The 17,550-nt window shown below is 67.0% G+C and carries 18 protein-coding genes; 8 read left to right on the plus strand and 10 right to left on the minus strand.

Annotation, left to right across the window (positions count from 1 at the left end):
- The first annotated feature begins 30 nt into the window (after positions 1-30).
- From PARHAE_RS13265 to PARHAE_RS13275, 3 genes are read left to right on the plus strand one after another with little or no spacing between them, the layout of a single operon-like run.
- Positions 31-756: a heme ABC transporter permease gene (locus PARHAE_RS13265; protein ID WP_126155066.1), complete on the plus strand. Its 726-nt coding sequence runs from the start codon at positions 31-33 to the stop codon at positions 754-756.
- Positions 753-896 carry a heme exporter protein CcmD gene (ccmD, locus tag PARHAE_RS13270; RefSeq protein ID WP_126155067.1) on the plus strand — a complete coding sequence of 48 codons (144 nt, stop codon included), beginning with the start codon at positions 753-755 and terminating at the stop codon, positions 894-896. Before PARHAE_RS13265 ends, ccmD begins: the two co-directional genes overlap by 4 nt.
- The gene (locus PARHAE_RS13275) at positions 889-1,431 is read left to right on the plus strand and encodes a DsbE family thiol:disulfide interchange protein (protein ID WP_126155068.1); all 543 of its coding nucleotides are present in this window, start codon (positions 889-891) and stop codon (positions 1,429-1,431) included. Before ccmD ends, PARHAE_RS13275 begins: the two co-directional genes overlap by 8 nt.
- Before the next feature lie 5 nt (positions 1,432-1,436).
- Here the strand turns inward: PARHAE_RS13275 and PARHAE_RS13280 are convergent, their stop codons facing one another.
- The 6 genes from PARHAE_RS13280 to PARHAE_RS13305 all read right to left on the minus strand — a co-directional run bounded on the left by PARHAE_RS13280 (position 1,437) and on the right by PARHAE_RS13305 (position 9,842).
- The gene (locus PARHAE_RS13280; protein WP_126155069.1) at positions 1,437-1,706 is read right to left on the minus strand and encodes a DUF2934 domain-containing protein; all 270 of its coding nucleotides are present in this window, start codon (positions 1,704-1,706) and stop codon (positions 1,437-1,439) included.
- A 20-nt stretch (positions 1,707-1,726) separates the two neighbouring features.
- On the minus strand, positions 1,727-3,802 hold the full coding sequence (gene glgX / locus PARHAE_RS13285) for a glycogen debranching protein GlgX (RefSeq protein ID WP_420899407.1): 2,076 nt from the start codon (positions 3,800-3,802) through the stop codon (positions 1,727-1,729).
- A 13-nt stretch (positions 3,803-3,815) separates the two neighbouring features.
- Complete coding sequence (locus PARHAE_RS13290) at positions 3,816-4,883, minus strand: sugar phosphate nucleotidyltransferase (RefSeq protein ID WP_164555244.1); 1,068 nt, start codon at positions 4,881-4,883, stop codon at positions 3,816-3,818.
- Positions 4,884-5,038: 155 nt separating this feature from the next.
- Positions 5,039-7,276 carry a malto-oligosyltrehalose synthase gene (gene treY / locus PARHAE_RS13295; protein WP_126155071.1) on the minus strand — a complete coding sequence of 746 codons (2,238 nt, stop codon included), beginning with the start codon at positions 7,274-7,276 and terminating at the stop codon, positions 5,039-5,041.
- The gene (gene treZ / locus PARHAE_RS13300) at positions 7,273-8,988 is read right to left on the minus strand and encodes a malto-oligosyltrehalose trehalohydrolase (RefSeq protein ID WP_126155072.1); all 1,716 of its coding nucleotides are present in this window, start codon (positions 8,986-8,988) and stop codon (positions 7,273-7,275) included. The genes treY and treZ overlap by 4 nt, the downstream gene beginning before the upstream one ends.
- Positions 8,985-9,842 (minus strand): SDR family oxidoreductase, encoded by an 858-nt coding sequence (locus PARHAE_RS13305; RefSeq protein ID WP_206436950.1) that lies wholly within the window; start codon positions 9,840-9,842, stop codon positions 8,985-8,987. The genes treZ and PARHAE_RS13305 overlap by 4 nt, the downstream gene beginning before the upstream one ends.
- Positions 9,843-10,019: 177 nt before the next feature.
- Between PARHAE_RS13305 and PARHAE_RS13310 the strand changes: the two genes are divergently transcribed.
- Entirely contained in the window at positions 10,020-10,232 is a 213-nt protein-coding gene (locus PARHAE_RS13310) for a hypothetical protein (protein WP_126155073.1), read from the plus strand.
- Between the two features lie 7 nt (positions 10,233-10,239).
- The gene (locus PARHAE_RS13315; protein ID WP_126155074.1) at positions 10,240-10,485 is read left to right on the plus strand and encodes a hypothetical protein; all 246 of its coding nucleotides are present in this window, start codon (positions 10,240-10,242) and stop codon (positions 10,483-10,485) included.
- Here the strand turns inward: PARHAE_RS13315 and PARHAE_RS13320 are convergent.
- Together PARHAE_RS13320 and PARHAE_RS13325 are read right to left on the minus strand one after the other, a co-directional pair.
- Positions 10,482-11,117, minus strand: coding sequence for a cysteine hydrolase family protein (locus PARHAE_RS13320; RefSeq protein WP_126155075.1), 636 nt, complete (start codon positions 11,115-11,117; stop codon positions 10,482-10,484). The genes PARHAE_RS13315 and PARHAE_RS13320 overlap by 4 nt on opposite strands.
- A gap of 109 nt (positions 11,118-11,226) precedes the next feature.
- A complete protein-coding gene (locus PARHAE_RS13325) occupies positions 11,227-11,667 on the minus strand; it encodes a pseudoazurin (protein ID WP_126152698.1) in 441 nt (146 codons plus the stop codon).
- A gap of 193 nt (positions 11,668-11,860) precedes the next feature.
- On the opposite strand from PARHAE_RS13325, the gene dinB reads away from it, so the two are divergent.
- The 3 genes from dinB to PARHAE_RS13340 all read left to right on the plus strand — a co-directional run bounded on the left by dinB (position 11,861) and on the right by PARHAE_RS13340 (position 15,866).
- The gene (gene dinB / locus PARHAE_RS13330) at positions 11,861-12,973 is read left to right on the plus strand and encodes a DNA polymerase IV (RefSeq protein ID WP_241232808.1); all 1,113 of its coding nucleotides are present in this window, start codon (positions 11,861-11,863) and stop codon (positions 12,971-12,973) included.
- A gap of 87 nt (positions 12,974-13,060) precedes the next feature.
- Complete coding sequence (locus PARHAE_RS13335; RefSeq protein WP_126155076.1) at positions 13,061-14,935, plus strand: bifunctional sugar phosphate isomerase/epimerase/4-hydroxyphenylpyruvate dioxygenase family protein; 1,875 nt, start codon at positions 13,061-13,063, stop codon at positions 14,933-14,935.
- 4 nt (positions 14,936-14,939) lie between these two features.
- Complete coding sequence (locus tag PARHAE_RS13340; RefSeq protein WP_126155077.1) at positions 14,940-15,866, plus strand: LysR family transcriptional regulator; 927 nt, start codon at positions 14,940-14,942, stop codon at positions 15,864-15,866.
- Between the two features lie 82 nt (positions 15,867-15,948).
- Here the strand turns inward: PARHAE_RS13340 and PARHAE_RS13345 are convergent, their stop codons facing one another.
- Together PARHAE_RS13345 and PARHAE_RS13350 are read right to left on the minus strand one after the other, a co-directional pair.
- The gene (locus tag PARHAE_RS13345) at positions 15,949-16,782 is read right to left on the minus strand and encodes a shikimate dehydrogenase family protein (RefSeq protein ID WP_126155078.1); all 834 of its coding nucleotides are present in this window, start codon (positions 16,780-16,782) and stop codon (positions 15,949-15,951) included.
- A gap of 7 nt (positions 16,783-16,789) precedes the next feature.
- Positions 16,790-17,533, minus strand: coding sequence for an amino acid ABC transporter ATP-binding protein (locus tag PARHAE_RS13350; RefSeq protein WP_206436951.1), 744 nt, complete (start codon positions 17,531-17,533; stop codon positions 16,790-16,792).
- Positions 17,534-17,550: the final 17 nt, after the last annotated feature.

Raw genomic sequence — 17,550 nt, forward strand, 5'->3', positions numbered from 1 at the left:
CCGCCACCAAGCCGACGCTAGGGGAACGATATGTCGATCTGGGAATACGCCAACCCCGTCAAGTTCATGCGCACATCGGGCGCGATCCTGCCCTGGGTGGTGGCGGGGGCGGCGGTCTGCACGGTCACAGGGCTGACCTGGGGATTCCTGACGCCCGAGGATTACCGGCAGGGGTCCACCGTCAAGATCGTCTTCCTGCATGTGCCCGCCGCGATGATGGCGATCAACATCTGGGTCATGATGCTGGTGGCCAGCCTGATCTGGCTGATCCGCCGCCACCATGTCAGCGCGCTTGCCGCTAAGGCCGCCGCCCCCATCGGCGCGGTGATGACGGTGATCGGGCTGATCACCGGCGCGGTCTGGGGCCAGCCGATGTGGGGGACGTGGTGGGAATGGGATCCCCGGCTGACCAGCTTCCTGATCCTGCTGCTGTTCTATATCGGCTATATGGCGCTGTGGTCGGCGGTCGAGGATCCCGACAGCGCCGCCGACCTGACCGGCGTGCTGTGCCTGGTCGGATCGGTCTTCGCGCTGCTGTCGCGCTATGCGGTGTTCTTCTGGAACCAGGGCCTGCACCAGGGCGCCAGCCTGTCGGTGCAGTCGGGCGAACGGATGAGCGCGGTTTACCGATACCCCTTGTATCTGACGATGCTGGGCTTCGGGTTGCTGTTCCTGTCGCTGCTGCTGATCCGCACCCGGACGGAAATCCGCAAGCGACGGCTGGCCGCGCTGCAAGCACGGGAGATGCGCACATGATCGAACTTGGAAAATACGCGGGCGCCGTACTGGGCGCCTATGGGCTGTCGCTGGCGCTGCTGGGCGGGTTGATCTGGCAGACGCTGGCCGCGAATGCCCGCGCCCGCCGCGATCTGGAAAGGCAGGAAAAGCATGGCTAGGATCTCGCCGCTTGTCGCCATTCCTCCGCTGGCCTTCGCAGCCCTTGCGGCCATGTTCCTGTGGGGCATGGGACGCGACGACCCCAACGGATTGCCATCGGCAATGGTGGGGCGGCAGGCGCCTGCGCTTCCGCAGACCACGTTGCCCGGCAAGACCCAACTGACCGACGACATGCTGCGCCAGCCCGGCGTCAAGCTGGTGAATTTCTGGGCAAGCTGGTGTCCGCCCTGCCGGGCCGAGCATCCGACCCTGATCGACCTTGCCAAGCGGATGCCGGTCTATGGCGTCGATCTGCGCGACACCGAGGCCAACGCCCTGGCCTTCCTGGCGCAGGACGGCGATCCCTTTGCCGCGCTGGCAACCGATCCCAAGGGACGCGGCGCCATCGACTGGGGCGTCACCGCGCCCCCCGAGACCTTCATCGTGGACGGCGAGGGCCGCGTCCTTTACCGCCATGCCGGCCCCCTGATCCGCGAGGATTACACCCACCGTTTCCTGCCGGAACTGGAAAAGGCCCTCTCGGCCCAGGACTAGGCCGGTTACGGGGCGTCGTTCAGATAGGGCGTGGGGTCGGCCTTGGCGGACTTGGCGGACGACTTGCGGGGCGCCCGCTTGGGTTTCGCGGCGGCTGCCGTCTGGGCCAGGCCGGACTGGCCGTCAGTGTCCCCTTGCGATCCACCGTCCATCTGGTTGCGCAGCTCTTCCTCGGCGCGGGACCAGTGTTCGGCGTCTCGGCCGTCGGGCCGGCCCTCGCTTTCCCAGATTTCGTGGGCGCGTTGCTTGATCCTTTCCTGATGGTCCTGGTCCATGTCTTCCTCCTTGGTCAAAATCACTCGGGTTGCCGATCCACGCGCAGGAACGCCATGACGGTCTGCCAGGGCACCGGGACGGTGCCTTCGGCCGGGCTATCCTGGGCCACCTCATCGGCCGAGGTGTCGATGCGCAGGCGCCAATCCCCCTGGGGCAGGGCGAATTCCGCGTCATCGCCCGCGTTCAGCAGGATCAGCACTTCGGATCCGCCGGGGATAGACTGGTGCAGGGCGAAGCAGCGCAGTTCGCCGTCCTGCCAGTCGCCGTCCTCCATCGCGCCGCCGCGCGGATGCAGCCAGGTGATCGCGGGCTGGCGGTCCTGGGCGTCCTCGGGCGCGGCGCCAAAGCGGGATTGCGACAGCGACACCTCTTGCCGGAACGCGGCCAAGGCCTCTACGGCGGTCAGGATGCCGTCATCGGCCTTGTCCCATTCCAGCCAGCTGATCGCGTTGTCCTGACAATAGGCGTTGTTGTTGCCGTCCTGCGAATTGCCGAAATCGTCGCCCGCCAGGATCATCGGCACGCCTTGGCTCAGCATCACGGTCGCCAGCATCGCGCGGACCCGGCGCCTGCGCGCGGCGAGGATCCCGTCGTCGTCGGACGCGCCCTCGGCCCCCAGGTTGTCCGACAGGTTGTGATCGTGGCCGTCGCGGTTGTCCTCGCCATTGGCGTCGTTGTGCTTGTCGTTGAAACTGACGGTATCCCACAGGGTGAAGCCGTCATGGGCCGCGACGAAGTTCACGCTGGAGGTCGCGGGCCGGTGGCTGTGATTGAACTGCACGGGCGATCCGGCAAGCCGTTCGGACATCGCGGGCAGCAGCCCCGGATCGCGCCGCCAGAAGGCGCGGGTGTCGTCGCGGAATTTGTCGTTCCATTCGCGGAACGGCCAGCGGTATCCGCCCACCTGGTATCCGCCTTCGCCGATATCCCAGGGCTCGGCGATCAGCTTGACGCCCGACAGCACCGGATCCTGGCGGATGGCGTTGAAGAACGACCCGTCGCGTTCGAAGCCCTGGCTTTCCCGTCCCAGCGTCGAGGCCAGGTCGAATCGGAAACCGTCCACATGCATCGCCTCGACCCAATAGCGCAGCGAATCCATGACCATCCGCAGCACCATCGGATGCGCGACGTTCAGGGTGTTGCCGGTGCCGGTGGTGTCGAAGCTGTGGCGCGGATTGTCGGGCGACAGCAGGTAATAGGATGCGTTGTCGATGCCCCGGAAGGACATGGTCTGCCCCAGCTCGTTGCCCTCGGCGGTGTGATTGAAGACCACGTCCAGGATCACCTCGATCCCCGCCTTGTGCAGCTTGCGGATCGCCTCTTTCACTTCCCGGATCTGGCCGGATTTCAGATAGGGGGCATGAGGGGCGAAGAAGGACAGGGTGGAATAGCCCCAGTAGTTCGACAGGCCCTTTTCCACCAGATAGCGGTCGTTGGCGAAGGCGTGGATCGGCAGCAGTTCGATGGCGGTGACGCCGATCCTGTGCAGATGCTCGATCACCGCGTCGCTGCCCAAACCGCGAAAGGTGCCGCGATCATCCTCGGGCACGGCGGGGTGAAGCTGCGTCAGCCCCTTCACATGCGCCTCATAGATGACGCTGTTCTGCCAAGGGGTGCGGATGGCGCGGTCGGTATCCCAGTCGAACTTGGCGTCCACCACGACGCCCTTGGGCATGAAGGCGGCGCTGTCGCGGTCGTCGAAGGACAGATCGTCCTGACCCACCTGATAGCCGTGCAGCGCGTCGTCCCAGCGGATCCGGCCGCGCAATTCGCGGGCATAGGGATCCAGCAGCAGCTTGTTCGGATTGAAGCGATGGCCTTGTTCCGGGTCATAAGGCCCGTGGACGCGATACCCATAGACCTGTCCCGGACCGATGCCGGGCAGATAGCCGAACCAGATCCCGCCCTCCATGTCGGGCAGGTCGATGCGGTGCAGTTCCTGTTCGCCGGTTTCGTCGAACAGGCACAGTTCCACCCGCGTGGCGTGATCTGAATACAGGGCGAAATTCGTGCCTTCGCCCAGATATTCGGCGCCCAGAATGTCGGGGCGGGTGACGGAAAGGTCGAAGGCCGGGCGTTGCTTCATGTCGCGCATTCGGTTCCCCAGATCAGGCGACATCTTGGCGCGGCATGGCGGTTCGCGCCGCGGCGGAAACGGGCACCCGCAGCGTATCCCGACGATCCAGCATCGCCTGGGTGATCAGGATCGTGTCGCGGTCGCGGCGAAACCAGCGGGCATCCTCGTGCGCGTCCTCGCCCACGACCAGTCCGGGGGGCACATGGGTTCCCGGCGCCACCAGACAGCGCGTCAGCCGGGCCGAGGCCGGAACAAGCGCCCCCGGCATCGCCACGCTGTCGCGGCCCAGATACCATTCCGACAGGGTCGACATGCGCGGCAGGCGGGCGGGATGGCTGCTGAGGAAATCCAGATGCGACCGCCGCAGCGCATCCAGGGTGCCCACGTCGCGCCAATAGGTATGTCCCGATGGTCCCGTCGGCAGGCGATAGGCGCAGGCCAGTCCCTTCGCCACGGCGGCGGGGATCACCTGGTGCCCGAAATCCGTCGCGTGGGTATCCTGCCCGAACAGCGCATCGCGCAGCCAAGCGGCCTCGAACACATAGATGCCCATCGAGACCATCGCCTTGTCCGGCTCGCCAGGAATGGCGGGGGGATCGGCTGGCTTTTCCAGGAAGGACAGGATCCGGCCACCGGGATCGGTGTGCATCACGCCAAAGCCGCTGGCCTGCGACAGGGCCACCACGTCCACCGCGACCGTCACCGCCGCGCCGGACGCCCGGTGCGCCGCGATCAGAGGGCCGTAATCCATGTCATAAATATGGTCGGCAGCCAGAACCAGAACCTGATCGGCGTCGCAGTCGCCGATATGGTCCCAGTTGCGGCGCACCGCGTCGGCAGTGCCCTGGTAACGGTCGCGACCGTCGCGCAGGACCATCCCGCCCCGCGCGAAATGCTGGCCCCAGCGGGCGGGCAGGTGGTCATGAAGGGTGCGGGGCGCGAACTGGGTGGCGACGATCAGACGATCCAGGCCGGATCGCACGACATTCGCCATTGCGAAATCAACGATGCGGTTGCGGCCCGCGAAATGCACGGCCGGCTTGCTTTCGGCGGCGGTCAGGTCGTGCAGGCGGCTGCCCTTGCCCCCGGCCAGAAGCACGGTCGCAACCCGCCGATCCGGCAGGGAGAGGACAGGAGAACGAGGCGACGGTGCTGACACGGGGTCTGTCCTTCGATTGGGGGATGCAAGCGCCCGTAGGGCGGCTTGCTTTCCAAACTGAAACAACGCGTGATTGTTCCAGGCGGCATCAAATGTTAATTTTCCATTTGGTTCAGCCGGACGCAGACGGAACTGCCGTCCTCGAAGACGCGGGAAAGAAGGGGATCGGCCGGCAGGACGGCTGTGGGTGAGAATTCGGCGACCACCTGTGTGCCGCCTGCGGCGCGGATCAGGCGCAGGCCGTCGCCGTCGACCTGCACGCGGGCATCCGCATCGCGCAGGAATTCGCTGTGGCTGCCGCGCAGCGCCAGAAGCTGTCGGGTCCAGTGCAGCTTGGCGTTCGTATCGGCCTCGCGCCGGGCCAGGGCGTCCCAATCGACGGGCAGGCGGTTGTCGGGGTCGGTCAGCGCCAGCAATCCGCCCTCGTCTCCGCGATAGATGTCGGGAAAGCCGGGCATCAGCAGCTGGAAGGCCAGTTGCGCGAAGGCCAGGGCCTCGCCCCGGTGCAGCAGGGCTTGCAGCGCCGGATCCGGGCGCGCCGCCCATTGGTCCAGCAGGCCGCGGGCAAAGGATTTTGCGGCGGTCTCGGTCGCCGTGTCGGGATTGGTCCAGAAGCTGGTCAGCTTGGCCTCTCGCATGGCCTTTTCGATATGGCCGTCCAGCCGGTCCGCCGCCCGTCCCGCGTCGCCGTCCCAGATCGCCAGGGCCGATTGCAGGACATACCACCGCCAGCGGGGATCGACCGCATCGGCCGAGGGCAGCCGGGCGGCCGCGTCGAACAGCGCCTGGAAGGATCGCGGCAGGTGGCTGATCGCGACCAGCCGCATCCGGGAATCGCCCGACCGCTTGGTGTCATGGGTCGACACCAGCGTCATGTCCCCCGGCCTGCGCGCGGCCAGGAAGGCGTTGGCCTGCTCGACGGTCACGTCCGGTTCATCGGGTTCCGCGCCGACCTCGTTCGCGGCCAGATAGCGGGTCCAGCGAAATCCCGCCGTATCCTCTTGCGCCTTGGCCAGCAGCGCGCCCGAGACCTGCTGGAAGCGTCGGACGAAGACGCGGGCGGCGGCGGATTGCGGATCCAGCATCAGGTCCGCCAGCAGGTCGACCACCGCCCGGCTGCGCAGACCCTGCGCGGCATCGTCCGCGACCCGCCCCAGCAGGTCGCGGTCATCCGGGCAGGTCCGGCAGGTGACATAGCTGCGATAGCGCGGCATGGACGCCAGCAGCGCCGTCACCGCCTCGCGCAGCGATTCCGGCCCCGGCTGGGCGAGCGGAGAGCCTTGCACGGCCAGGGCCGCCATGTCGCGCAATTGACGCCGTTCGGCAGCCAGTTCGTTGTCCAGCACGTCCAGCTTGGCCTGGCGCAGTTCGGTGCGGAAGTCCGTGTCGATCCCGGTGGCCGCGCGCCACAGGCAGTCCAGTTCGGCGATCCCCGCCGGGTCGGTGAACAGCCGCGCGATCAGGCGCGCGGCCTCGTATCCAGTGGTGCCGACAGTCTTCCAGTCCGGGGGCAGGGTCTCATCGCCGACCAGGATCTTTTCGACCCAGACCGGAGTGTCGGGCAGGGCGTGGTGCAGCCGGTCCAGATAGCCCGCCGGATCGGCCAGCCCGTCGATATGATCGACGCGCAGCCCCTGAACCGATCCCGCGCGGACCAGATCGAAGATCAGCGCATGGGTGTCCTCGAAGACGCCGCGATCCTCGACCCGCATCCCGATCAGGCTGGTGACGTTGAAGAACCGCCGATGGGTGATGCCGTCGCGTTCCAGGTCGGAATGGACCAGCCGCCAGTGCTGGGCGTCATGCAGCGCGCGCAGGTCATCGGTCGCAGGGCTGTCGGGGGCCAGGGGCAGCGCGGCATCGCCGAAATGCCACAGCCCGTCCGCCGCCCGGAACGCGCCGTCGGCCAACATCTTTTCGAACGGTTCGGGCAGGAAGGGCAGGACCAGCGGCCCCGCGTCCCAGTCGATGTCGAAATGCCGGGCATAGCGGCTGGCCGTTCCGTGCTTCAGCACGTCCAGCAGCCACGGGTTTTCCAGCGTGAAGGCGGTATGGTTGGGTACGATATCCAGGATGATGCCCAGGCCCTGGTCTCGGGCCGCGCGCGCCAGGGTGTCGAACCCCTTGCGCCCGCCCAGGGCCGGGTCGATGCGGGTCGGGTCGGTGATGTCGTATCCATGCGTCGAACCCGCCCCGGCCTGGAAGATCGGCGACAGATACAGATGCGAAATCCCCAGGCCCGACAGATAGGGCAGAAGCCGCGTCACCTGCGCGAAGTCCACGCCGTCGCGCAACTGGATCCGATAGGTCGCCGTGGGAATGGAGGGGATCATGGGAACCTTGTGCTGACGGAAAGGGCATAGGGATCGCTGCCGATGCGGCCCAGGGAAAATGCGGCATCGTCGGCGGCTTGCAGATCGGGCGCGGCCTGGCCCAGGCTCAGTTGCAGGTCCAGGGTTCCCTGGTGGAACGGCCAGGACGCGGCCAGGGACGCCGCGCCGTGCCGCACCACCCGCGCAGGACCGCTGCATCCGCTTTTCAGCAGCGGCACCACATGGTCGCGCCGAAAGGCCAGGGCGCGCTTGGTCAGCGCCAGCCAGTCGCGCGCGGTGCCGTCGTCTCGCCAGTCCAGCCGGGATCGGGCGAAGGTATCGGGATCCAGCGGGTTGGGCACGCCCGATCCCAGACTGGCGATTTCGGCGAATTCGGCGGCGCGGCCTTCGCGGACGGCGCGGGCCAGATCGCCGGTGAAATCCGCGAAAAACAGAAAGGGCGTGGTCGCGCCGCGTTCTTCGCCCATGAAGATCATCGGGACATAGGGGGCCACCAGCAGCAGCGCGAAACCCGTCCTGACGCCCTGCGGGTCGGCCAGCGACAGCAGCCGTTCGCCAAGGGCGCGGTTGCCGACCTGATCATGCGTCTGGGTCGCATTGACGAAGGCGGTCGGCGGCAGGTGGCCGCAGGGCTGGCCGCGCGGGTCGTCGCGGGCGGCGCGGGGCTGGCCCTCCTCGACATGGCCGCGCTGCAAGGTCAGGCACAGGTCGCCGATGGGGTCGACCGCGAAGCTGGCGTAATAGCTGTCGGATTCGCCCGTCAACTGGCAGTGGATCGCATGGTGGAAATCGTCGTTCCAACTGGCGTCATAGCCGTTTTCGCGCAGGAAGGGATCGTTGCGTTCATCCTCGACGATCAGATGGATGGCGCGGCTGTCGTCCACGGCGCGGGCGCGGCGGGCAAGGGCGGTCATGAAGTCCTCTGCGCCCGGCCCCGTGATCTGGTGGACCGCGTCCAGCCGCAGTCCGTCAAGGCGGAATTCGCCCAGCCAGTATTCCGCGCACTGGATCCAGTATTCCCGCACGGCGGCTTGCGAAAAGTCGATGGCCGCGCCCCACGGCGTATGGCGGCTTTCATCGAAGAAGGCGGGGGCGGCATGGTGCAGATAGGCGCCCTCTGGCCCGAAATGGTTCATGACCAGATCCAGGACCACCATCAGCCCCAGCGAATGCGCATGATCGACAAAGCGGCACAGGTCGTCGGGGCTGCCATAGGCCGGATGCAGCGCAAAGGGCAGCACCCCGTCATAGCCCCAGCCGCGATCGCCTTGCCATTGGCCCACCGGCATCAACTCGACCGCCGTGATCCCCACATCCGCCAGCCCGGCCAGCTTGCCCGCTGCCGCCGCCAGCGTTCCTTCCGGGGTGAAGGTGCCCAGGTGCAGTTCATAGATCACCGCCTCGGCCCAGTCGCGCCCGGCCCAGGGCGTGTGCCAGCGGTCGTCCGGTCGCGCGGTCACGACCGACGGGGCGTGGACGTCCCCCGCCTGCAAGCGGCTGGCGGGGTCGGGCATGTCGCGGCCGTCCACCCGCAGCAGATAGGTGTCGCCCGGCCGGGCAGGGGCGGTCACGGACCAGAACCCGTCCGCCTGTCGGATCATCGGGCGCTCGTCGCCATTCAGGACCAGCCCGACCCGTTCCGCCTGGGGCGCCCAGAGGTCCAGGGTCCAGCCCGCATCGGTCCAGTATCCACCCCAGCGTTGCGTCGTCATATCATCGGCTTGCCGCCGGTGACGGCGATGGTCGCACCCGAGACATAGCTGGACATCGGTTCCGCCAGCATCACATAGGCCGAAGCCAGCTCGACCGGCTGGGCCGGGCGCTTCATGGGATAGTTTTCGCCGAATTTCGACACTTTTTCCGCATCCATGCTGGCCGGGATCAGCGGCGTCCAGACCGGGCCGGGGGCCACGACATTGGCGCGGATGCCGCGTTCTGCCAGCAGTTGCGCAAGGCCCATGGTGAAATTCTGGATCGCGCCCTTGGTGGTGGCATAGGCCAGCAGCGTCGGGTTCGGATCGTCGGAATTGATCGAGGCGGTGTTGATGATCGAACTGCCCGCCCGCATATGCGGCACGGCGGCCTTGGTCAGGTGGAACATCGCGTCGATATTGATGGCGAAGGTCTTGCGCCATTCGTCGTCCGGGATGTCTTCCAGCTTGTCGAAGGTTTCCTGATGGGCGGCGTTGTTGACCAGGATGTCGATCTGGCCGAACACGGCCACGGCGTCGGCGATGATCTTGCGGCAATGGCCGGGGTCGGCGATGTCGCCCGGAAGGGTCAGGCATTCGCGCCCTGCGTCGCGGACCAGTTGCGCGGTGGACCGGGCGTCCTCGGTCTCGTCCAGATAGGACAGCGCCACGTCCGCCCCCTCGCGCGCAAAGGCGATGGCGACGGCGCGGCCGATGCCGCTGTCGCCGCCGGTGATGACGGCCTTCATCCCTTCCAGCCGGCCCGCGCCGCGCCAGCTTTCCTCGCCATGGTCGGGGCGGGGGTCCATCTTCTGGAAGCTGCCGGGCAGATCCTGCTGCTGCTTGGGAAAGGGGGGCTTGGGATAATCGCGCATCTTGCGGCCTTTCTGATCGGAAGGGGGCGCCCGTTGCGGACAGCCTGCCCAGTCAGAACCGCCGGGACGCCGACAGGTTTCCATCTTGCTGTTTATCAGTTGAAAAAACCCGTTGGCCGCGACGGGAACAACTGCCGCCGCGCCGTCGTTTGATACCCGAACAACAGGAGCGATGACATGCGCAGTTGCGACATTCTGATAGCGGCGGGCGGGTTCCTGCTGGCAGGCGGGCTGATTGCCAAGGCGATGGGCGGGTCCAGCTCTCCCGGGCCGCGCTATGTCCGCCCGGCAGGGCGCCGCGAGATGTCGGCCCCGCCCCGGGACTGGGATCTGGTGGACGAGACGGGGGATGAATCCTTCCCGGCCAGTGATCCTCCCGGCACTTATTGAGGCTGCCATGGCACCCGACGCCCAGGCGATCGCCCATGCCAAGCTGATCGACGCGCTGCCGGACCTGCTGACCCCCGACGCGCGCCGGGCGCTTTGCGACTGGCTGGCGGAACGTCAGGTTCTGCATGACGGGCAGGAAGACCCTGGCGCCGTCATTGTCGACGGGCTGGAAACCGAACTGGCCGTCGTCGAGACCTTCCGCCGGATCTCCGAGCGGCTGAACTGCCGCCGGGAAGATGACGCCAGATATTAGACCATCACGGCGACCAGGGGGGCGGTCTCGACCATCTCGATCTGCTGTCCGAAGCGTTTCCCATACATCTCCATCGCCGCGTCATGGGTGTCGTCCGTAGAGGAGCAGACGGCATCCGATACCAGGATGACCCGGTATCCCAGATCGACAGCGCCGATCACCGCCGCCAACAGGCAGACGTCCGTCTCTCCTCCGGTCAGGATCAGCGTGTCGATCCGATCCCGTTGCAACAGGGCGTGCAGCCGTCCGTCCATCCAGGGCGAATAGACGGGCTTGTCGAAAATCCGCGCGCGGGGCAGGTGGATCTCCAGTTCCGGCAGCAGGCGCAGCCAGTCGGGATCCAGGTTGCGCCGCAGCATCTGCGGCCATTTTTCATAATAGCGCCGCCAGGTGCCGGGCGCGTCGTCCAGTGTTTCGGGCGGGATGAAGCGGGTGAAGACGGTGCGGTCGGGCAGGGTCTCGACCAGGTGGCAGACATTCGGCAGCACCCGGCGCATCCAGTCCACTTGCCATTCCGAACCCTTGTCGAACAGCCGCTGCATGTCGATGCACAGATGCACCGCGCGGTCGCCTGGCGGGCCGTAGGTCAGGCCGTCTTTCGCCTTGTGGCCGTCGGCGTTCTGCGGAAGCATGTCCTTACCCCGTTTCTGGATCCGTGGGGAAACGGCGCAAGGGGCGGGAAGTTTCCGGTTTTTGTCCGGCGCCGGGGCAGCCCTGGGCCGCCCCGCCGGGTGGTGGGGGTTACTGGACCTGGGCGATCTCGGCGTCCATGCGCTCGCGCGCCTTTTTCGACATCTTCGCGGTCTTGGCGGCATCCAGGTTCGCGGGCGCGTCGCCCACCTGGATCAGCCCCACCATGCCCATCGCGAAATGCGGCGTGCATTTCACGCCGTAAAGGCCGGGCTCGGTCACGGTCAGCGAATATTCCTCGTTGATCTTGCTTTTGAACGGCTCGACCCCTGCGGGCAGGATCTCCTTGATCGCCTCGACGTTGTGGCTCTTGTCGGTGGGGATGAAGTGGATCACGTCGCCGGGTTGGGCCTTCACGAAGGCGGGTTCGAACACCATCATCCCGGCCTCGCCCTTGTTCATCATGTGGACTTCGTGCTCGGCGGCGAAGGCTGCGCCGGACAGGGCGAAGGTCAGGGCCAAGGCGGGGGCAAGGAAGAGGGCGCGTTTCATGGGTCTTTCTCCTGAAGTCGCGGACCGGGAAACGGTCCGTTCAAGGGCCGGATTAGGCCCTTGCGCCGCCCTGCACTTTGACCAAGCGCAAACTGCACGGCGAAAATCGGCGGCGGAGGAAATATTCCGTTCCGCATTTGTTTCCGCTGCTGTGGTCGATTAGACTGGCGGGGCAAGTCAGGGACCGATCCAGATGCCGCAACCCGACAATCATGCCGCACCGATGGCCGACGCGGGGATCCGCAAGATCATCCATGTCGACATGGACGCCTTCTATGCCTCGGTCGAGCAGCGCGACAACCCGGACCTGCGCGGCAAGCCCGTGGCCGTGGGCGGGTCGACCGCGCGCGGTGTCGTCGCCGCCGCCAGCTATGAGGCGCGGGTGTTCGGCGTGCGCTCGGCCATGCCGTCGGTGACTGCGAAGCGCCGCTGCCCGGATCTGATCTTCGTGAAGCCGCGCTTCGAGGTCTATCGCGCCGTGTCCCAGCAGATCCGCCAGGTCTTTGCCGAACATACCGACCTGATCGAGCCGCTGTCCCTGGACGAGGCCTATCTGGACGTGACCGAAAACAAGCAGGCCATCCCCGTGGCCACCACCATCGCCCTGATGATCCGCGACCGGATCCGGCAGGTGACGGGGCTGAACGCATCTGCGGGGATTTCCTACAACAAGTTCCTGGCGAAACTGGCCAGTGACCTGAACAAGCCGAACGGGCAGGCGGTCATCACGCCCGCGCGGGGACCGGCCTTCGTGGCCGAACTGCCGGTCAAGAAATTCCACGGCATCGGCCCGGCCACTGCGGCCAAGATGGAGCGGCTGGGCATCGTCACCGGCGCCGACCTGCGCGCCCGTTCGGCCGAATTCCTGCGCCAGCATTTCGGCAAGGCGGGGGACTGGTACTGGCGCATCTCTCGCGCGATCGACCACCGCCCGGTCGAGCCGCACCGGATCCGCAAATCGGTCGGATCCGAGGACACCTTTTCCGCCGACATCTTCGATTTCGACCCCGCCCGGCAAGAGGTCGCGGCCCTGGCGGACAAGGTCTGGAAAGCCTGCGACAGCAGGCACCTGACCGGGCGGACCGTGACGCTGAAGGTGAAATACGCCGATTTCCAGCAGATCACCCGCAGCCGGACCTTGACCGGCCCGGTCCACGGCGCCGGCGATCTGGAAGCCGTCGCGGTCGGCCTGTTGCAGCCGCTGTTTCCGACGGCCAAGGGCATCCGCCTGCTGGGCGTCACCCTGTCCTCGCTTGAGGAGGACGAGGGGCAGGCCCCGCAGTTGTCCCTGCCGGGCTTCGATTAACATCGTGTTATCCATCCGGCAGGATCGGTTCTTGCCAGTTATCCCCAGGCGGGCATTATGGGTGAAACCGCCCGATGGACATGTCCCATGAAATCCTGCATCGCCACCGTTTCCCTGCCGGGCAAGTTCGCCGACAAGCTGGCCGCCGCGCAGGCCGCGAAATTCGACGCCATCGAGATTTTCGAACAGGATTTCGTGGCCTCGGACCACTCCCCGCGCGAGGTGGGCCGGATGGTGCGTGATCACGGGCTGGACATCGCGCTGTTCCAGCCCTTCCGCGATTTCGAGGGCCTGCCCGAACCGCTGCGCAGCCGCGCCTTCGCCCGCGCGGAACGCAAGTTCGACCTGATGGCGGAACTGGGAACCGATCTGGTGCTGTTCTGTTCGTCGGTCCATCCGGCGGCCATGGGCGGGATCAGCCGGGCCGCAGACGATCTGGCGGAACTGGGCGACATCGCCGCCGCGCGCGGCATCCGCGTCGGATACGAGGCGCTGTGCTGGGGCCGTCATGTGGCCGACCACCGCGACGCCTGGGAAATCGTCCGCCGCGCCGATCATCCGAATATCGGCCTGATCCTCGACAGCTTCCACACCCTGGCCCGCCGCATCGACCCCGACACGATCCGCCGCATTCCGGGCGACAAGATCTTTTTCGTCCAGCTTGCCGATGCCCCCGCGATCGAGATGGACCTGCTCTACTGGTCGCGCCATTTCCGCACCATGCCGGGAGAGGGCGACCTGGATGTGACCGGCTTCATGCGCGCGGTCATGGCTGCGGGCTATGCCGGGCCAATCAGCCTGGAGATCTTCAACGACCAGTTCCGGCGCGGGATGCCCCGGCTGGTGGCGCAGGACGGGCATCGGTCGCTCGTGCATCTGATGGACGCGGTGCGCCGCGCGGAACCGCAACTGCCCGTGGACCTGCCCGCCTTTCCCGGCCCCGTTGCGGTCGAGGGGGTCGAGTTCGTGGAATTCGCGACGGCCCCCGGCGATGCGGGCGGGCTGGAGCAGTTTCTTGCCTCGGCCGGGTTCGCCGCGGTGGGGCGGCATCGGTCGAAGCAGGTGCGGCTGTGGCGGCAGGGGGGCGTCAACCTGCTGGTCAACAGCGAAGCCCAGGGCTATGCCCATGCCGCCTGGCTGAACCACGGCACCGGCGTGTCCGAGGTCGGGCTGACGGTCGCCGATCCCCAGGGCGCCGTCACCCGCGCGACCTTCCTGGGCGCCCCCGCGCACGCCCAGTCGCATGGCCCCGACGAACTGGCGATCCCCGGCATTCGCGGCGTTGGCGGCAGCGCGCTGCGGTTCCTGCACGCAGGCGCGGCAAGCCTGTGGGACGTGGATTTCACGCTGGACCAGCCAAGCCCCCAGGGCGCGGGTCTGGTCGCGGTCGATCACATCGCGCAGACCATGGCCTATGATGAGATGCTCAGTTGGTCGCTGTTCTACACCTCGATCTTCGGGGCCGAGAAATCCGCCATGGTCGACGTGGCCGATCCCGACGGGCTGGTGCGCAGCCAGGCGATCCGCGCGGGCGCGCTGCGGGTCACGCTGAACGGCGCGGAATCGCGGCGCACCCTGGCCGGGCGCTTCATCGAGGATACCTTCGGGTCGTCCGTGCAGCACCTGGCCTTCCGCACGGACGACATCTTCGCGACCGCCGCCGCCATGCAGGACCGGGGTTTTCCGGTGCTGAGGATCGGCGCGAATTATTACGACGACATAGAGGCGCGCTTCGGCCTTGACCCGGCGCTGCGCCAGCGGGTGCAGGCGCTGAACATCATGTATGACGAGGAACCCGGCGGCCGGTTCCTTCAGTTCTACAGCCAGGCGCAGCCGGGCGGGCTGTTCCTGGAGGTGGTGCAGCGGACCGGCACCTACCAGGGATATGGCGCGCCGAACGCCCCATTCCGCATCGCCGCGCAGAAGCGCAGCGAACGTCCCGCCGGAATGCCCGCCCGGTAGCCCCATGCGAGAGATGACCCTGCGCCAGGTCGAGGTGATCCGCGCCGTGATGATGGCGGGCACCATCCAGGGCGCGGCGAAGCTGCTGAATGTCAGCGCGCCGGGGATCTCGCGGCTGGTGAAGTATACCGAAAGCTCGCTGGGGATCCGGCTGTTCGAACGGAAGGGCGGGCTGTTCGTCCCCTCGGCCGAGGCCGAGGCGATCTTCCAGATGATCCACCAGGTCTATCGCCAGATGGAGAACCTGAACGGCGCCGTGGGCGCGCTGCGCAAGGGCGAGGACGTGCGCCTGTCCTTTGCGTCCGCGCCGTCCATCGCGCAGTTCATCGCCGCCCGCGCGATCCGGGGCGTGCGCCAGCGGTTTCCCGACCTGTTCATCGACCTGAACATCCTCAAGATCGAGGAAACCACCGATTACCTGCTGCTGGACAAGGGCGAATTCGTCATCATGTCCTCGGCTGTGGACAACCCCGCCCTGACCTGCGAGCCGCTGGCGCGCGGGCGGCTGGTCGCGATCGTGCCGGACGGGCACCGGCTGGCCGCGCAGCGCACGATCTCGGTCCACGATCTTGCGGCCGAGGATTTCGTGGGTGTCCATCCCGACGATCCTTATGGCGCGGCCTTGGCCCAGCCGTTCCGCGACGCGGGGATCAACCCGCGCTATACCATGCGCGGACGGTTCGCGCAGACCGTGGTCAGCCTGGTGCGGCACGGGCTGGGGGTCGCGGTGATCGACGAATTCTCCGTGGCCGAGGTCTATATGCCGGGCATCACCCGCCGCCCCCTGACCGAAAGCGCCGGGATCACCGCCTGGGCGGTGACGCGCAAGGGGCGCCACCTGTCCAGCTTCGCGGAATACGCCATCGACAGGTTCCGCCGCGAACTGGCGCAGGCGGTGGCGCGGGACGATTGGGACGATCCGCCCGCGTAGGGTGGGGTTTCACCCCACCATGCTTTCGGCAAAGGTGGGCGCCCGCCAATGGTGGGGTGAAACCCCACCCTACGCCCGAACGCTAATAGCTGATCGCCGCCGTCCGGCGCAACTCGTCGGCGGTGGGCTTGCCGAAGCCGAAGAACTCCAGATAGGCGGGGATCTGTTCGAACAGCATGTCGGTGCCGACCTGATAGCGGCAGCCGCGCTCGGCGGCGGCGGACAGGAAGGGCGTCATTTCGGTCTTCATCACCACCTCGCCCACGAAGGCGGCGGGGTCGATGCGGGTCACGTCCATCGGCAGCGGATCGCCCGCGTTCATTCCCAGGGGCGAGGCGTTCACCACCAGTTCGAACCCCGCCGGATCGCGGCTGCCGGTTTCCACCCGCAGCGCCGGATAGGCCGCCAGCAGCCGCCCGGCCAGAGCCTGCGCCGCGCCCGCGTTGGGATCGAAGATCGCCAGCCGCGCCACGCCCGCCCGCGCCAGCGACGCCGCGATGGCCGAGCCGACGCCGCCCGCGCCGACCACAAGCGCGCCGATCCCGTCCAGCCGCTGGCCCTTGGCCAGCACGCCTAGCACGAAGCCCTCGCCGTCGAACATGTCGGCCTCCAGGGCGCCGTCCACCCCCAGCCGCAGGGCATTGGCCGCGCCCGCAATCCGGGCCGTGACCGACACCCGGTCGGCCAGGCCAATGGTGGCGACCTTGTGGGGCATGGTGATCAGCGCGCCGTGGATGTTCGACAGCCGGAACACCAGCGGCAGGAAAGCGGCGTAATCCTCGGCCTTGCAGCCCATCGGCACCACCACGGCGTCGATGCCACGGGCGTCGAACCAGGGGTTATAGATCATCGGCGCCTTGAAGGTGCTGGTGGGATAGCCGATATGCGCGATCAGCCGGGTCGTGCCGCTTATCATCGTCGCCTCAGTGGTGCAGGATCTCGCCCAGGAAATTCCGGGCGCGTTCGTGGCGGGGCGCGTGGAAGAATTCCTCGGGGGTGTTTTCTTCCAGGATCTCTCCGTCGGCCATGAAGATCACCCGGTCGGCGACCTGGCGGGCGAATCCCATCTCGTGCGTGACGCAGATCATCGTCATGCCGTCGCGGGCCAGGCCCACCATCGTGTCCAGAACCTCCTTGACCATCTCGGGGTCAAGCGCCGATGTCGGTTCGTCGAACAGCATGGCGATGGGTTCCATGCACAGCGCGCGGGCGATGGCCACGCGCTGCTGCTGGCCGCCGGACAGTTGCGCGGGATATTTGTCGGCCTGGTTGCCGATCCGCACCCGGTCCAGGTATTTGCGCGCCGTCGCCTCGGCCTCGGCCTTGGAGATGCCGCGCACCCGCATCGGCGCCAGGGTGCAGTTTTCCAGGACCGTCATGTGCGGGAACAGGTTGAACTGCTGAAAGACCATGCCGACCTCGCGGCGCACGGCGTCGATGGCCTTCTGCCCGTCGTCCAGCTTGGTGCCGTCTACGACGATAGTGCCGGACTTGATCGTCTCAAGATGGTTGATGCAGCGGATCAGCGTCGACTTTCCCGACCCGGACGGGCCGCACAGCACGATCTTTTCGCCGCGCCGGACGTTCAGGTTCACGTTCTTCAGGGCATGGAAGGCGCCATACCACTTTTCGACATTCTCCATGCGGATCAGATAGTCTTCGGTCATGATCTCCCTCCCTGGGA

It is taken from the genome of Paracoccus haematequi (assembly GCF_900631945.1).
In the GTDB taxonomy this organism is placed as follows: domain Bacteria; phylum Pseudomonadota; class Alphaproteobacteria; order Rhodobacterales; family Rhodobacteraceae; genus Paracoccus; species Paracoccus haematequi_A.

Bases quoted from the DNA above. Each gene is read 5' to 3' on its own strand.
- PARHAE_RS13275 (WP_126155068.1), top strand. From the start codon at position 889: ATGGCTAGGATCTCGCCGCTTGTCGCCATTCCTCCGCTGGCCTTCGCA.
- PARHAE_RS13345 (WP_126155078.1), bottom strand. From the start codon at position 16,782: ATGATAAGCGGCACGACCCGGCTGATCGCGCATATCGGCTATCCCACC.
- PARHAE_RS13280 (WP_126155069.1), bottom strand. From the start codon at position 1,706: ATGGACCAGGACCATCAGGAAAGGATCAAGCAACGCGCCCACGAAATC.
- PARHAE_RS13315 (WP_126155074.1), top strand. From the start codon at position 10,240: ATGGCACCCGACGCCCAGGCGATCGCCCATGCCAAGCTGATCGACGCG.
- PARHAE_RS13265 (WP_126155066.1), top strand. From the start codon at position 31: ATGTCGATCTGGGAATACGCCAACCCCGTCAAGTTCATGCGCACATCG.
- PARHAE_RS13335 (WP_126155076.1), top strand. From the start codon at position 13,061: ATGAAATCCTGCATCGCCACCGTTTCCCTGCCGGGCAAGTTCGCCGAC.
- PARHAE_RS13350 (WP_206436951.1), bottom strand. From the start codon at position 17,533: ATGACCGAAGACTATCTGATCCGCATGGAGAATGTCGAAAAGTGGTAT.
- treZ (WP_126155072.1), bottom strand. From the start codon at position 8,988: ATGACGACGCAACGCTGGGGTGGATACTGGACCGATGCGGGCTGGACC.
- PARHAE_RS13340 (WP_126155077.1), top strand. From the start codon at position 14,940: ATGCGAGAGATGACCCTGCGCCAGGTCGAGGTGATCCGCGCCGTGATG.
- PARHAE_RS13305 (WP_206436950.1), bottom strand. From the start codon at position 9,842: ATGCGCGATTATCCCAAGCCCCCCTTTCCCAAGCAGCAGCAGGATCTG.
- PARHAE_RS13325 (WP_126152698.1), bottom strand. From the start codon at position 11,667: ATGAAACGCGCCCTCTTCCTTGCCCCCGCCTTGGCCCTGACCTTCGCC.
- dinB (WP_241232808.1), top strand. From the start codon at position 11,861: ATGCCGCAACCCGACAATCATGCCGCACCGATGGCCGACGCGGGGATC.
- PARHAE_RS13320 (WP_126155075.1), bottom strand. From the start codon at position 11,117: ATGCTTCCGCAGAACGCCGACGGCCACAAGGCGAAAGACGGCCTGACC.
- ccmD (WP_126155067.1), top strand. From the start codon at position 753: ATGATCGAACTTGGAAAATACGCGGGCGCCGTACTGGGCGCCTATGGG.
- treY (WP_126155071.1), bottom strand. From the start codon at position 7,276: ATGATCCCCTCCATTCCCACGGCGACCTATCGGATCCAGTTGCGCGAC.
- PARHAE_RS13310 (WP_126155073.1), top strand. From the start codon at position 10,020: ATGCGCAGTTGCGACATTCTGATAGCGGCGGGCGGGTTCCTGCTGGCA.
- glgX (WP_420899407.1), bottom strand. From the start codon at position 3,802: ATGCGCGACATGAAGCAACGCCCGGCCTTCGACCTTTCCGTCACCCGC.